The sequence below is a fragment of the Roseomonas sp. F4 genome, assembly GCF_053891155.1.
The window spans coordinates 252,082-265,674 of sequence record NZ_JBSSHK010000006.1 but is presented as its reverse complement, the minus strand read 5'-3'; the positions used below and the strand labels follow the sequence as shown (position 1 = coordinate 265,674).

18 protein-coding genes are annotated in these 13,593 nt (G+C 70.3%); 10 read left to right on the top strand and 8 right to left on the bottom strand.

From position 1 onward, the window contains the following. Positions 1-4: 4 nt before the first annotated feature. From ACVFYP_RS24245 to hisB, 4 genes are read right to left on the bottom strand one after another with little or no spacing between them, the layout of a single operon-like run. Positions 5-586 carry a GNAT family N-acetyltransferase gene (locus ACVFYP_RS24245; RefSeq protein WP_499202803.1) on the bottom strand — a complete coding sequence of 194 codons (582 nt, stop codon included), beginning with the start codon at positions 584-586 and terminating at the stop codon, positions 5-7. Further along, complete coding sequence (gene hisH, locus ACVFYP_RS24240; protein ID WP_499202802.1) at positions 583-1,236, bottom strand: imidazole glycerol phosphate synthase subunit HisH; 654 nt, start codon at positions 1,234-1,236, stop codon at positions 583-585. The genes ACVFYP_RS24245 and hisH overlap by 4 nt, the downstream gene beginning before the upstream one ends. Next, a complete protein-coding gene (locus ACVFYP_RS24235; protein ID WP_499202801.1) occupies positions 1,233-1,631 on the bottom strand; it encodes a DUF2628 domain-containing protein in 399 nt (132 codons plus the stop codon). Before ACVFYP_RS24235 ends, hisH begins: the two co-directional genes overlap by 4 nt. A 1-nt stretch (position 1,632) precedes the next feature. Further along, on the bottom strand, positions 1,633-2,229 hold the full coding sequence (gene hisB / locus ACVFYP_RS24230) for an imidazoleglycerol-phosphate dehydratase HisB (RefSeq protein ID WP_499202800.1): 597 nt from the start codon (positions 2,227-2,229) through the stop codon (positions 1,633-1,635). A gap of 125 nt (positions 2,230-2,354) precedes the next feature. Between hisB and hslV the strand changes: the two genes are divergently transcribed. The 8 genes from hslV (at position 2,355) to ACVFYP_RS24190 (ending at position 7,900) form a co-directional block, all read left to right on the top strand. Then, positions 2,355-2,933, top strand: coding sequence for an ATP-dependent protease subunit HslV (gene hslV, locus ACVFYP_RS24225; protein WP_499202799.1), 579 nt, complete (start codon positions 2,355-2,357; stop codon positions 2,931-2,933). Further along, entirely contained in the window at positions 2,930-4,246 is a 1,317-nt protein-coding gene (gene hslU / locus ACVFYP_RS24220) for an ATP-dependent protease ATPase subunit HslU (protein ID WP_499202798.1), read from the top strand. The genes hslV and hslU overlap by 4 nt, the downstream gene beginning before the upstream one ends. A 62-nt stretch (positions 4,247-4,308) precedes the next feature. After that, on the top strand, positions 4,309-4,533 hold the full coding sequence (locus tag ACVFYP_RS24215; protein ID WP_499202797.1) for an AbrB/MazE/SpoVT family DNA-binding domain-containing protein: 225 nt from the start codon (positions 4,309-4,311) through the stop codon (positions 4,531-4,533). After that, complete coding sequence (locus ACVFYP_RS24210; protein ID WP_499202796.1) at positions 4,530-4,922, top strand: type II toxin-antitoxin system death-on-curing family toxin; 393 nt, start codon at positions 4,530-4,532, stop codon at positions 4,920-4,922. Before ACVFYP_RS24215 ends, ACVFYP_RS24210 begins: the two co-directional genes overlap by 4 nt. A gap of 17 nt (positions 4,923-4,939) precedes the next feature. Continuing rightward, positions 4,940-5,761, top strand: a complete 822-nt coding sequence (locus tag ACVFYP_RS24205; RefSeq protein WP_499202795.1) for an EcsC family protein — start codon at positions 4,940-4,942, stop codon at positions 5,759-5,761. A 24-nt stretch (positions 5,762-5,785) separates the two neighbouring features. Then, the gene (locus ACVFYP_RS24200; protein ID WP_499202794.1) at positions 5,786-6,466 is read left to right on the top strand and encodes an AzlC family ABC transporter permease; all 681 of its coding nucleotides are present in this window, start codon (positions 5,786-5,788) and stop codon (positions 6,464-6,466) included. Beyond that, complete coding sequence (locus ACVFYP_RS24195) at positions 6,463-6,786, top strand: hypothetical protein (RefSeq protein ID WP_499202793.1); 324 nt, start codon at positions 6,463-6,465, stop codon at positions 6,784-6,786. The genes ACVFYP_RS24200 and ACVFYP_RS24195 overlap by 4 nt, the downstream gene beginning before the upstream one ends. Before the next feature lie 103 nt (positions 6,787-6,889). Continuing rightward, positions 6,890-7,900, top strand: coding sequence for an HWE histidine kinase domain-containing protein (locus tag ACVFYP_RS24190; protein WP_499202792.1), 1,011 nt, complete (start codon positions 6,890-6,892; stop codon positions 7,898-7,900). Here ACVFYP_RS24190 and ACVFYP_RS24185 read toward each other — a convergent pair. Next, on the bottom strand, positions 7,879-8,736 hold the full coding sequence (locus ACVFYP_RS24185) for an amidohydrolase family protein (protein WP_499202791.1): 858 nt from the start codon (positions 8,734-8,736) through the stop codon (positions 7,879-7,881). The two genes, ACVFYP_RS24190 and ACVFYP_RS24185, sit on opposite strands and share 22 nt — an antisense overlap. Before the next feature lie 222 nt (positions 8,737-8,958). On the opposite strand from ACVFYP_RS24185, the gene ACVFYP_RS24180 reads away from it, so the two are divergent. Both ACVFYP_RS24180 and ACVFYP_RS24175 read left to right on the top strand, forming a co-directional pair. Next, the gene (locus tag ACVFYP_RS24180) at positions 8,959-9,966 is read left to right on the top strand and encodes an NAD(P)-dependent oxidoreductase (RefSeq protein WP_499202790.1); all 1,008 of its coding nucleotides are present in this window, start codon (positions 8,959-8,961) and stop codon (positions 9,964-9,966) included. Continuing rightward, complete coding sequence (locus ACVFYP_RS24175; protein WP_499202789.1) at positions 9,963-10,724, top strand: hypothetical protein; 762 nt, start codon at positions 9,963-9,965, stop codon at positions 10,722-10,724. Before ACVFYP_RS24180 ends, ACVFYP_RS24175 begins: the two co-directional genes overlap by 4 nt. Here ACVFYP_RS24175 and ACVFYP_RS24170 read toward each other — a convergent pair. From ACVFYP_RS24170 to ACVFYP_RS24160, 3 genes are read right to left on the bottom strand one after another with little or no spacing between them, the layout of a single operon-like run. After that, entirely contained in the window at positions 10,708-11,907 is a 1,200-nt protein-coding gene (locus ACVFYP_RS24170) for an MFS transporter (RefSeq protein WP_499202788.1), read from the bottom strand. The two genes, ACVFYP_RS24175 and ACVFYP_RS24170, sit on opposite strands and share 17 nt — an antisense overlap. Next, positions 11,904-13,094 (bottom strand): dual-specificity RNA methyltransferase RlmN, encoded by a 1,191-nt coding sequence (rlmN, locus tag ACVFYP_RS24165; RefSeq protein ID WP_499202787.1) that lies wholly within the window; start codon positions 13,092-13,094, stop codon positions 11,904-11,906. Before rlmN ends, ACVFYP_RS24170 begins: the two co-directional genes overlap by 4 nt. Beyond that, entirely contained in the window at positions 13,091-13,591 is a 501-nt protein-coding gene (locus tag ACVFYP_RS24160; protein WP_499202786.1) for an invasion associated locus B family protein, read from the bottom strand. Before ACVFYP_RS24160 ends, rlmN begins: the two co-directional genes overlap by 4 nt. Between the last annotated feature and the right edge of the window lie 2 nt (positions 13,592-13,593).

Sequence of the window (13,593 nt, the reverse complement as noted above, 5' to 3'; positions counted from 1 at the left end):
TCCTTCAGCGCGCGCCGATCAGGCTGTCCGTGGACCGGCCTCGGCCTGGCTCCAGCAGCTTGTGATAGAAATGCCCCGCGACGGTGCGGCCATCGACCCGCGCATAGGCGGGGTGGGTGCCCCAGCGCGTGTAGCCCAGCGTCTCGAACAGCGCGATGGCGCTTTCCTGGGTTTCCCGCACATCCAGGTTCAGCACGCGCAGCCCCGTGCCGGCGGCATATTCCTCGACCCGATGCACCAGCTTACGCGCCAGCCCATGGCCGCGCGCATAGGGGGCGATATAGGCGTGGGTGAGCTGGGCGGCGAAGGCCTGCGCCTCGTTGTTGCGTGGCGGGCGCAGCAGTTGCGCGCTGCCGACCACGATCCCGTCCAGCCGGGCGATGAACAGGGTGCGGTCCGGCACCAGCAGCACGCCGCGAAAATGCCGCGCCAGGGCGGCGCGGTCCTGGCTCTGCACCCAGCCGAAGCCGCCACCCTCGATGATCGCGGCATTGGTTGCCTCGCAGAGATCGGCGAGGTCGTGCGGGGTCAGGGAGGTCACGACCTCCACCGCCATCTCATGCGTGCCGGCGCGCAGGCTGCTCATGGCTGCCAGGCCAGGAAGTTGGACAGGATGCGCAGCCCGACCAGGCTGCTTTTCTCCACATGGAACTGCGTGCCGGCCAGATTGTCCCGCCCGACGATCGCCGCGACCGGGCCGCCGTAATCGGTGCTGGCCAGAAGCTGCGCCGGATCGCCACCCGACAGGGCATAGGAATGCACGAAATAGGCATGCGCGCCCGGGGCCATGCCGGCCAGCAGCGGATGCGCCGGCTGGTGCAGGGTCAGGCCGTTCCAGCCCATCTGCGGCAGCGGCAATGCGCCGCCGCTGGCATCGCGCGGGTCCATTGGCGCGATTTCGCCGGCGATCCAGCCAAGGCCCGGTGTCACGCCATGTTCCAGCCCGCGCTCCGCCATCAGCTGCATGCCGACGCAGATGCCGAGGAACGGCTTTCGGGCGCCCAGCACCGCCTCCTCCAGCGCTGCGACCATGCCGGGCAGCGCATCCAACCCGCGCCGGCAGGCGGCGAAGGCCCCCTGGCCGGGCAGCAGGATGCGATCGGCGGCGCGCACATCGGCGGCCTCGGTGGTGACTGTGATCTCCGCGGCGAGGTCCGATTCCGCCACCACCCGCTCCAGCGCCCGCTGGACGGAGGCGAGGTTGCCCGAGCCGGGATCGACGATGACGATCTTCATGGCGCGGCCCGCACCAGATCGGGGCGTTGCTGCATCAGCCGGAACCAGGCGATCTCCCGATCCGGCGCCGCCACCACGGCCGCCAGCGGCTGGCCGCGCCGCATCAGGCGGGCGCGCAGCCGGTCCCGCGCCTCGAAGCCAGCGAGGACATGCAGGGCGGGGATGACGACGCTGGCCCAGGCTTCCGGCAGCAGCAGCCCTGCTGCGATGACCAGCGCGAACATCGCCAGCGCCTCCCACCACAGGCGATTGGCCAGGAACCAGATCGGCCCGAGCACGGCGGCCCAGAAGGCGAAACCCTCCTTGACCAGCACCGGCGGACGCGATTTCGGCTCGGGCCAGCCCTCCGGCCCGGGGGGCGGGGGCGCCTCGGCATGGACGGTGAAGAGCCTCATCTCAGCCCTCCAGGGAGCCCTTGGTGGACGGGATCACGCCCGCGGCGCGCGGGTCCAGCTCCACGGCCATCCGCAAAGCACGTGCGACGGCCTTGAAGCAGGCCTCCGCCACATGGTGCGCATTGCTGCCGGCCTTCAAGGTGACATGCAGGGTGATGCCGGCATTGAAGGCGAAGGCGCGAAAGAATTCCTCCACCAGCTCGGTGTCGAAGGTTCCGATCTTGGGACGCTGGAAGGGCACCGACCAGGCGAGGAAGGGCCGCCCTGAAATGTCGATCGCGGCCTCGGCCAGCGCTTCGTCCATCGGCAGCAGGCATTGGCCGTAGCGCCGGATGCCGCGCTTGTCGCCCAGGGCCTGGCGCAGTGCCTGGCCGAGCACGATGCCCACATCCTCCACCGTGTGGTGGTCGTCGATATGCAGGTCGCCCTTGGCCGCGACCGTCAGGTCCAGCAGCCCGTGCCGCGCGAGGGCGGTCAGCATGTGGTCGAAGAAGCCGACCCCGGTCGCGACATCGGCGCTGCCGCGGCCATCCAGGTCCAGCGTCAGGCGGATCTCGGTTTCCGAGGTGGCGCGGGCGAGGGTGGCTTGGCGCGTCATGGCGCTGCACTACCCGATAGGGCGCGCGGGGTCCACGTCTTCGGCGGTTGCCGCAGCAGCAGGGTTGCAACGGGCGCTGGTCGCCCCGGCTTGCCGCGGGCCATGCCCCGCGCCATCTGGGCGGCATGCACGCGACACACGCTCCCCCCTCCGCCGGTCACGACCCCCTCGGCTGGCACGGCACCACCATTCTCTGCGTCCGCAAGGACGGGCATGTGGCCATGGCCGGCGACGGCCAGGTCTCGCTTGGCCAGACCGTGGTCAAGGGCAATGCCCGCAAGGTCCGCCGCATCGCCCAGGGCAAGGTCCTGGCCGGCTTCGCCGGCGCCACGGCCGATGCCTTCACGCTGCTGGAACGGCTCGAAGCCAAGCTGGAGCGTTTCCCTGATCAGCTCGAGCGTGCCTGCGTCGAGCTCGCCAAGGACTGGCGCACGGATCGCTACCTGCGACGGCTGGAAGCGCTGCTCGCTGTCGCCGACGGCAAGCGCAGCCTGCTGCTGACCGGCCAGGGCGATGTGCTGGAGCCGGAGGACGCCGTGATCGGCATCGGCTCCGGCGGCAATTTTGCCCTCGCCGCGGCCCGCGCGCTGCTGCCGGTGGATGGTCTGTCGGCGGAGGAGATCGCGCGGCGATCCATGGCCATCGCGGCCGGCATCTGTGTCTACACCAACGGCAATATCGTCATGGAGACCATCCAGTCGTGACCGAGACCGTCAATCTCTCCCCGCGGGAAATCGTCTCGGAGCTGGACCGCCACATCGTCGGCCAGAACGACGCCAAGCGCGCGGTCGCCATCGCGCTCCGCAATCGTTGGCGCCGGCAACAACTTCCGTCCGGGTTGCGGGAGGAGGTGGTGCCGAAGAACATCCTGATGATCGGCCCGACCGGCTGCGGCAAGACGGAAATCGCCCGCCGCCTGGCGCGCCTAGCCAATGCCCCCTTCCTGAAGGTGGAGGCCACGAAGTTCACCGAGGTCGGCTATGTCGGCCGCGACGTGGAAAGCATCATTCGCGATCTGATCGAGGTTTCGATCACCCAGACCCGCGACCAGTCCCGCAAGGCCGTGCAGGCGAAGGCTGAGCTGGCGGCGGAGGAACGGCTGGTGACGGCGCTGGTGGGCGAGGGTGCCGCCGGTGAAACCCGCCAGAAATTCCGCCGCATGCTGCGCGAGGAAACGCTGGAGACTCGCGAGATCGAGGTGCAGGTCGCCGAGCAGCCGGCCGCCATCGGCATGATGGACATGCCCGGCATGCCCCCGCAGATGGGCAATATGCAGGAGATGCTGGGCAAGATGTTCGGCGGCCGCACCAAGCCGCGCAAGATGCAGGTGGCGGAAGCCCGCCAGCACCTGATCAAGGATGAGGCCGACAAGCTGTTGGACCAGGAGGCGCTGAACCGCGAGGCGATCTCCAACGCCGAGAATAACGGCATCGTCTTCATCGACGAGATCGACAAGGTCTGCGCCCGCACTGGTGAGGGCGGTGTGCGCGGCGGCGACGTTTCGCGCGAGGGTGTGCAGCGGGACCTGCTGCCGCTGATCGAAGGCACCACGGTGACGACCAAGCATGGGCCGGTGAAGACCGACCACATCCTGTTCATCACCTCCGGCGCTTTCCACCAGGCGAAGCCGTCCGACCTGCTGCCGGAATTGCAGGGCCGCCTGCCGATCCGCGTGGAGCTTTCCGCCCTGACCCGCGAGGATTTCCGGCGCATCCTGACGGAGCCGGAGCACTCGCTGGTGAAGCAGTACATCGCGCTGCTGGGGACGGAGGGCGTGACGCTCGACATCACCGAGGGTGCGACGGATGCCATCGCGGACCTCGCCGCGGAGATCAACGCGACCGTCGAGAACATCGGCGCAAGGCGGCTGGCGACGGTGATGGAACGGCTGCTGGACGAGATCTCTTTCACCGCTTCGGACCGGGGTGGGGAGAGCATCTCGGTGGATGCGGAGCTGGTGCGCACGCGCGTGGCGCCGCTGGCCGGGAATGCGGATCTGTCGAAGTTCATCCTGTAGCCACGGACGTGGACACGGGCGGGGTGGCCTGTTATAACCGCCGTATTAACGGAGGGTTCGACATGGCCACCCTGAAACTGCGCGCTGTGGGCAATTCGGTGGGCCTGGTCCTGCCGAAAGACATCCTGGCGCGAATGAACCTGGCGGAGGGAGATACCGTGCAGGTGGTGGAAAGCCAGGGCGGTCTGCTGCTGACCACCATGCCACAGGAGACCGAGGCACAGCTCGAGCTCGGCCGCGAGCTGATGCGGAAGTACCGCGAAACCTTCGCGGCGCTGGCGAAGTGACGGAGCCGCGCTGGCTGGACAGGCCGGCGCTGCTCTACCTGCACCGGGAAGGGCTGCGCCAGTTCGGCGGGGCGGACGGGCTGCGCGATGAGGGGTTGCTGGACAGCGCCCTCGCCCGACCGCGCAACCGCTTCGCCTATGAGGCTGAGCACGACATGTGCGTGCTGGCTGCCGCCTACGCCCATGGCATCGTCCGCAACCACCCTTTCGTGGACGGCAACAAGCGTGCGGCGCTTGCGGCGGCGGGCGTGTTCCTCATGGCCAATGGGCTGGATCTCGTCGCCCCGCCGGCGATGGTCACGGTGGCGGTGCTGGATCTCGCCGCGGATGACATGTCCGAGGGCGACTTCGCAATTTGGCTACGCGCCCATACCGAACGGCGCCCCTGACACCCCATATCGTAAAAATGTCCATCACCCTGGCCCCCCCGCCCCCCGACATCCTGCCCGCCGAGGCCCGTGCCGAGTTGGCGCGCGCCGTGGCGCAGTTGGAGGATGTGTCCCTTGCCGCTCGCTTTAGCGCTGCCATTGGCACGCCGATCGAGGCGCTGAAGAACCGGCTGCCCGCCAGTGCGCAGTCGCTGCTGGACGGCGCCGTGAAGCGCGCGTTGTCCAGCGCCATGCAGGCCGCGCTGAAGGCGCAGCCTTCGGCCAATCCCACGCCATTGCCGGCCGCCTGGTTCCATCGCGGGCTGGCGGCCGCCGCCGGCGCGGCGGGGGGCGCCTTCGGCCTGCCGGGCACGCTGGTGGAACTGCCGGTCTCCACCACGCTCCTGCTGCGGCAGATCGCGGCGGTGGCGGAAGCGAATGGCGAAACGCTGGGCGATCCGCTGATCGCCGCCGAATGCCTGAAGGTTTTCGCGCTCGGCGGGCGCGACAAGCAGGATGACGCGGCCGAATCCGGCTATTTCGCCGTGCGCCTGGCCTTGGCGGAGGCGCTGAAGGGCGCGGTGGGCAAGGGCATGGCCGGAGCCCTGCTGCCCGGCTTCCTGGGCACCATCGCCGCGCGTTTCGGCGGGCCGGTGGCGCTCAAACTTTCGGCCCAGGCGGCGCCGGTGATCGGCGCGGCGGCGGGCGCGGCGGTGAACATCGCCTTCCTCGAGCATTTCCGGGGCATCGCCGAGGGCCACTTCACGGTCCGCCGGCTGGAACGGCTGCATGGCAAGGTGGCGGTGAAGGCCGCCTATACCGAGATCGCGGCCCAGCGGGACGCCCGCTTCCTGGACTGATCGTTCCGCGCCACTCTGCCGCGCATGACGGATCGCGCGGCACGACAGGGGGTGACGGAGGCGCTGGGCGCGCCGGCGCTGGCCATGGGCGCCACCTTCGTGGCCTTTGGCGCTGCGGTGGCGGAGGCCGGGCTGTCGCTGGGCTGGGCGCTGCTCTGTACCGGCGCAGTCTATGGCATGGCCGGGCAGCTGGTGTTGTTGCAGGTGGCCACGGGCGGCGGCGCGGCGCTGCCGGCGACCCTGGCCGCCACCGCCGCCAATGCGCGCTTCCTGCCCATGGCGGTGGCCATCGCGCCATTGCTGGGCCGCCGCGCGCCGCGCTGGCTGGCCCTGCCCTTCATCGCCATCACCCCCTGGGCCGCTGGCATGCGCCGCCTGCCCGCGCTGGGTGAATCCGCGCGGCTGCCCTGGTTCCTGGGTTTTTCGGTGGCGTCCTGGTGCGCGGCGATGGCGGCGACGGCGACGGGCCACCTGGCTGCACCCGCCTTGCCGATGCCGCTGCGGGCCGCGCTGCTCTTCACCAATCCGCTCTACTTCGCCCTGCTACTGGCCGCCGATGCGGGCCGGCCCGGCGTCGCGCCGGCCTTGCTGGCAGGAATCCTGGCCGCGCCACTCGCCTATGGGGTGGGCGGCGCCTGGGGCCTGCCGCTGGCCGGGTTGCTGGGCGGCAGCCTCGCCTTTCTGTGGCAGCGCCGCCGGCGATGAGCCAGCCTGACCTGGCGCTGCTGCTGACGGTGCTGATCGGCCTGGCCCTGCGCGGCTTCGGCCTGCTGCTGGGCGGCGCGCTGCGGCCGGACCATCCGATGATCGCCTGGGCCTCCGCCGTGTCTGTCGCCACCCTGGCCGCCTTCGTCACCCTGGCGATCGTGGCGCCCGCCGGGCTGCTGGCAACTGTGCCGCTGGCGGCCCGGCTGTCGGGGCTGGCGGCGGGGGGCATCGCCTATCGGCTGCTGGGACAGCGACTGCTGCCGGCCATGGCGGTGGGGCTGGGGACGCTGCTGCTGATGCGGATGGTGACCGGCTGAACCCCTCCTTCCCAACCGTCCATCATGCGCTAGATTTCATGCAGGATGGCACAATGCCGCCGCTGGAGGAGCGTCCCTCGATCCCAGGCCGGGTCCCCGAGGCATGATCGGATTCGACCTCGGCTCCGAGATGGGGCGCGAGCGGGCGCGGCTGGCGATCGAGAATTTCGGCATCGCCTTCTTCGAATCCGACATGACCACCGGTCTGGTGATGGTCACCCCCAACGCCTTCGCGATGTTCGGCCTGCCCGTGCCGGATCGCATGCCGGTGGCCCGCACCGGCTTCTGGGAGTGCTACCACCCGGATGACAGGGCCGCCGCCCAGGCCACCTTCGAGGCCGATCTGCGCGGCGAGCGTCAGCGCGATGTCTATTGCGAGCGGGTGCGCATCATCCGCCAGACCGATGGCGCCATCCGCTGGATCGAATTTCTGGGGCGCATGTTCGGCCCCCCCGGCGCACGCAGCCATATCGTCGGCATGCTGCGCGACGTGACCGAGGCGGCGGAGGCGGAGGAACGCCAGGCCCTGCTGGTCCGGGAGGTGAAGCACCGCGCCAACAACACCCTGGCGGTGGTGCAATCCCTGGTGCGGCTGACCCAGGGCGCGGATGTGGCGGATTACCGGCGCAGCCTGGAAGGTCGCATCCTGTCATTGGCCCGCACTCAGAGCCTGATCGAGCGCACGCCAGGCTCCTGCTCCTCCCTTGCCGCGCTGATCGCGGCGGAACTCGCGGCCTATCTCGACCATGTCGACCTGATGCTGCGATCGCCACCGGCCCTGGCCGCCGCCGCGGTGCAGCCGGTGGCGATGATCCTGCATGAGCTGGCGACCAATGCCGCCAAGCACGGCGCTCTCGCCACGGCCGCGGGCCGGGTGCGCCTGGAAGCGATGGTGGAGGGGGCGGAGATGGTGCTGCGCTGGAGCGAAAGCGGCGGCGCGCCGATCCCCGAGCCGCCGCGCCGCAAGGGTACGGGCATGGCGGTGATCCTGGCGCAGATCCGCCGGCTCGGCGGCCATTGGCAGACTGACTGGGCCGCCGCCGGACTTTTGGTGGAGGTTCGTATTCCGTTGTCGCGCTGGGGTGGCGGGGCTCAACCGCCGCCAAAACCATAGAGACGCGCCGGATTGGCCGCCAGAATGGCCTCGCGCCGCGCCGGCTCCGGCGCCCAATCCGCCAGCAGGTCGAGCAGCGCGGCATCGTCGGGGATGGTGGTGGCGTTGGGATGCGGCCAGTTGGTGCCCCAGACCATCCGCTCCGGCGCCGCGGCCACCAGCGCCCGGGCCAGCGGCCCGACGGCCGCTGGCCTCGCCTGATCCAGGCTGTAGGGCGAGGACAGCTTCACCCAGCCCTGCCCGGCCTGCACCAGATCCATCACCACGGCCCAGGCCGGATGGCTCGCCCAGCCCTCCAGCGGCAATTGCGCAAAATGGTCGAAGACCACCGGGCAGGGCGCGGCGCGCAGCACCGGTGCGAGATCGGCGATCATGTCGGCCGTGGCAAAGATCTGAAGGTGCCAGCCGAGATCGGCCATGCGCCGCGCCAGCGGTGCCACATCCGCCGCGCTGAGGGGGATGCCCTGCACCAGATTGGCCCGGGCGCCGACCACGCCGGCCTCCGCCATGTCCCGCAAAAGGCCCGCATCCGCCTCCGGCCGCACCACCGCCACCATCCGTGCGCGTGCCGGGCCGGCCTGCCGCAAAGCGGCCAGGTGCAGCGCATTGTCGAGGCCATAGCTGGAAGGCTGCACCAGCACCTGCCGCTGCACGCCGAGCCGCGCCATCAGCCGGGCATGGTCGGCCAAGGTCGCGCTGGCATGCGGCCGGCCGCCGGGCACCACCGGCCAGTCGGCGTCATAGACATGATGGTGGCAATCCACCGCGCCCGGCGGCACCGCCAGGGCTGGGGAATCGTGACCTTCGGTGAAGGGAATTCTCGCGGCGTGTTCCATGCCGCATAAGCTACATCCCTGTCATACTAAATCCCACTGATCGCAACCTGCGGCCAGCGAAGCTGGCCGAGCGCCCGAATGGGCGCCGCGCCAAGTGGCGCGTAGCCAAGCCGGCGGATGCCGGCGCCGGCGACTGAGGCGGTGATCGGTCACGATCACCGGGATTTGGTATAACCCGGCGCCGGAAGCCGGGAGGGTGGCCAGGGAAGGGGACGGATCATCGTGCTGCGGGTTTTTCTCACGCATACGCCGGAAATGCGCGGTGGCTATTATGCCGAGGCGCCGCTGGCTGCGCTGCGGCAGGTGGCGGAGGTCACGCTGCATACCGGCGATCGGCCGCTCTCCGGCGCCGAGTTGGCACAGGCCGCCGCCGGCTGCCACTGCATCGTCGCCGACCGCGCCACCCCCGGCACGCCCGAGACCTTTGCCCATTCGCCCGACCTGCTGGCCTTCCTGCGAGTCGCGGTCGATATCTCGACCATCGATGTGCCGGCCGCCTCCGCCGCCGGGGTGCTGGTGACGCAGGCGACGCCGGGTTTTGTGGACAGCGTGGCGGAGCTTGCGATTGGCATGATGATCGACCTGGCGCGCGGCGTCTCGCCGCTGGCCGGCGCCTATCACGCCGGCAGCCCACCGGGGTCCCGCATGGGCACACAGCTTTCGGGCAAGACGCTGGGCGTGATCGGCTGGGGCCGCATCGCCCGGCGCTTGGCGGAGCTGGCGCTGACCTTTCGGATGCGGGTGCTGGTGCACGACCCCTACAACCCGCCCAGCGAGGCGGGCGTGCAGGCGGCGGCGATGGCGCAGCTCTTGGCGGAGGCGGATTTCCTCGTGCCGCTGGCGGTCTCCTCGCCGGAAACCCGCCACATCGTCGGCGCCACCGCCTTCGCCGCGCTGAAGGACGGCGCCTTCCTGGTGAACCTGTCGCGCGGCGAGCTGGTGGATGAGGCGGCGCTGGCCGCCGCCCTGGATTCGGGACGGCTGCGCGGCGCGGCCATGGATGTCGGCAGCGCGCCGGACCAGCGGCCCGACCCGGCGCTGGCCGCCCGTCCCAATGTCGTCGCCACACCCCATATCGGCGGGCTGACGCCGGAAGCCGCCGAGCATCAGGCGATGGATACCGTCCGCCAGGTCGCCGCCTTGGCCCGGGGCGAGATGCCGCCCGGCGCGGTGAATGGGGACGCCGCCCAAAGGCTGCGCCGCTGGTGGGAGGGCCGGCCGACCCGATGAATCTTCGTCGCCTTCGCCCCGGGCCGGGCCGCCAGATGATCGCGGACCTGTCCTGGGCCTCTTTGCGCGTGCCGCGCTGCACGCTGACGGCGCGGCTGGCCATTCCCCGCGCCCTCGCCGCCCGCAACAATCTGGCGGCCCCGCGCCCGCCCTGGACCGTGCTCTTCACCAAGGCCTTCGCCCTGGCGGCGGAGGCGCAGCCGGTGCTGCGCCGCCTGCATGCCACCCTGCCCCGGCCGCATCTGCTGGAGGCGCCGCATGCCGTGGGCTGCATCGTGCTGGAACGGGAGCATGAGGGGGTCGCGACCCTGGCCCTCGCCCGCTTCACCGAACCCCATGCCACACCGATCGCCGAGCTCGCCGAGCGGCTGCACCACGCCAAGACCGCGCCGCCGGGGGAAAGTCGGCATTTCCACCGGCTGCTGCGCTTTGCCCGCCTGCCCTGGCCGCTGCGCCGGCTGATGCTGCGCTGGGCGGTGGCCCGCGCCACGCCGCTGCTGCGCTACGGCGGCACCTTCGCCATCTCCGCCCTCGGGGCGCGGGGCGCTGTGATCGTGGACAGCGTCAGCGTGCTGCCGGGATTTTTATCCTACGGCCCAATCGGCGCCGATGGCGCGGTGCAGGTCTTCCTGTCCTTCGACCATCGCGTGATGGATGGCGCCGATGGCGCCGCGGCGCTGGAGGGGCTGGAAGCGGCCATGGAGACTCTGGTGGCGGAGGAACTGGCCGGGATGCGGCAGCTCAGCCTGGCTGATTGAGCAGCCGCGCCCGCGCCCAGATCGCCAGCCCCAGCACCCCGGCGCCGGAGACCAGGAAGGCGGTGGTATAGCTGGTGGCGACGATCAGACTGCCGAAGACCACCGAACCTAGGCTCTGGCCGAAGAACAGCGCCATGGCGAAGGCGGCCACCGCTGTGCCGCGTGCCTCCGGCAGGGCTTCCGTCGCGCGAGCCTGCAACACGCCATGCAGCATGAAGAACAGCAGCCCGACCGCGCATTGCGCCAGCGCCACCATCCACCAGGCATTGGCCAGGGCGAAGATCACCATGGCCAGCGTCAGCCCGATACCGCCCCACAGCACCTGCCGCCGCTCCCCCAGCCGCCGCGCCAGCCGCGCGGCGTTCTGGGTGTAGACGAAGGACCCGAGGCCGAAGCTCGCCACCACCAGCCCGGCCGTGGCTGCCGTCAGGCCGAACCGCTCGATCAGCAGCGAGGCCAGGAACGGAAAAGCGCCGCCAAACAGAAAAAAGCCGTCTGCCGCCGCCGCCATCAGCAGCCGGCGCCCGGGCCGGCGTTCCAGGATGCGCAGGAAGCCCGACAGCCCCATGGTGCGGCCGCCCGCGGCGGGCGATTGCCACAGCGCGGCGCCCTGCTTCGCCATGAAGAACAGCGTCATCCCCACCGTCATCAGCCCGAGGCCCAGGAAGGCGGTGCGCCAGCCGGCATATTCCGCGATGGTGCCGGAGAGTGGCGCCGCCAGAAGCTGGGAAGCGACCATGCCCGTCATCAACTGGCCGATCATCCCCTGGCGCTGCTCATAGGGCACCTGGTCGCCGATATGCGCCATGAACAGCGGCATCACCGCCGCGCAGGCAAAGCCGGCCATCACCCGCACCGTCAGCAGTGTGCCGAGATCCCCCGACATCGAAGCGGCGATCTGCGTCGCGCCATAAAGGCCCATGGAAATGGCCACGATCCGCATCTTGCCGAAGCGGTCGCCGAGCGGCCCCATCACCAGCTGGCCGATGCCATAGGCGAGCGCAAAACCGCCGATCAGCGGCGCCACCGCCCCCAGCCCCACGCCGAATTCCCGCGCCATCATCGGCAGCAGCGGGTCCAGCATGCGCATGCCGCAGCCGATGGTGAAGGCGGCCAGCGCCATCAGCCAGATGGGAGGATTGAGGGGGGATGCCGCGGGGGAGGGCCGCGGCGGGGTACTCACGCGGCGTCAGCCTTCACGCGGCGCGCCCGCTCACTTTCGGTCTTCAACTGCCCGCAGGCGGCCGAGATGTCGCGGCCGCGCGGGCGGCGGACCGGGCTGGAATAGCCGCCGGCCTCCAGGATCTCGGCGAAGGCGCGCACCGCCTCCCCGCTGCTGGTCTTGTAGGGGCTGCCCGGCCAGGGGTTGAAGGGAATGAGGTTCACCTTCGCCGGCAATCCCTTCAGCAGCCGCACCAGCTCCCGCGCTTCCGCCGGACTGTCATTCACGCCGCGCAGCATCACATATTCGAAGGTGATCCGCCGGGCGTTGGACGCGCCGGGATAGCGCCGGCAGGCGGCCATCAGCTCCTCGATCGGGTATTTGCGGTTCAGCGGCACAATCTCATTGCGCAGCTCATCGGTCACCGCATGCAGGCTGACGGCGAGGTTCACATTCAGCTCCGCCCCGCAGCGGTCCATCATCGGCACGACGCCGGAAGTGGACAGCGTGATGCGCCGGCGGGACAGGGCGATGCCCTCATTGTCCATGACGATGCGCAGCGCCTTGGCGGTGTTCTCGTAATTGTAGAGCGGCTCGCCCATGCCCATCACGACGATGTTGGACAGGTGCCGCGCCGTGCCGTCCTTCGGGCTTGGCCATTCGCCATAGCTGTCGCGCGCCGCCATGAACTGGCCGACGATCTCGGCCGCGCCCAGGTTCCGCACGAGCTTCTGGGTGCCGGTGTGGCAGAATTTGCAGGACAGGGTGCAGCCGACCTGGGTCGAGATGCAGACGGCGCCGCGATCCTCGTCGAGGGAGGGAATGTAGACGGTCTCCACCTCCTGCCCATCGCGGTAGCGGAACAGGAATTTGCGGGTGCCGTCGGTGCTGGTCTGCACCGTCGTCGCCTCCGGCCGTCCCACCACGAAGCTTTCGGCGAGCTTCGCCTGCATCGGCTTGGCGATGGAGGGCATCCGCGAAAAATCGGTGACGCCTTGGTGGTAGATCCAGTGCCAGAGCTGCTTGGCCCGAAAGGGCTTTTCGCCGATCGCCACCATCTCGGCGGCCAGTTCCTCTCGCGTCAGGCCCACCAGGTCACGGCGGCCATCGGGAAGGGTCGCCGGCGGCGGCGCGAAGATCGCCGCCTTGGCCAGGATGCGCGCCCGCTCGGCCGAGTCGAGCTCGGCAACGGGTGCCGGGGCGGTCATCGCCCCGCCGGACATTCGCGCGAAATCGCCTCATAGGCCGCGGTGAAGCCGCTGAGCGAGAAGGTGTCGGTGACCGCCGCGCGGCCCTGACCCGGGCTGCGCACCGTCGCATCGCGGCCGCCGCGGAAGGCGGCCATCAGCTGCGGCGTGCCCTGGAAGAAGGCGCTGGACTGCACCACGCCATAGCTGCGGAATTCGCTGTTGCCGGAGGAGGAGGCGACGGTCATCACCGCCTCCGCCTGCCGCGCCAGCGGCGCGCCGAGCGAGATGGCCACCTGGTCGCGCCCGGCCGGGCGATGGGTGATGGTCAGCGTCACATTCTGGCGCGCCTGCGCGCCGGTGGCGCGGGTGAAGGCGTAGCACACCTTCTGTCCGCCTTCCTGATGCGTCGCGGCCGTCCAGGCCTGATGCGCGCCAAGTCGCTGCGGGGCGCGCTGGGCCTCCGCGGCATGGGGAAGGACCAGTGCGGCGATGAGGGGAAGGGCAATACGGACCATGC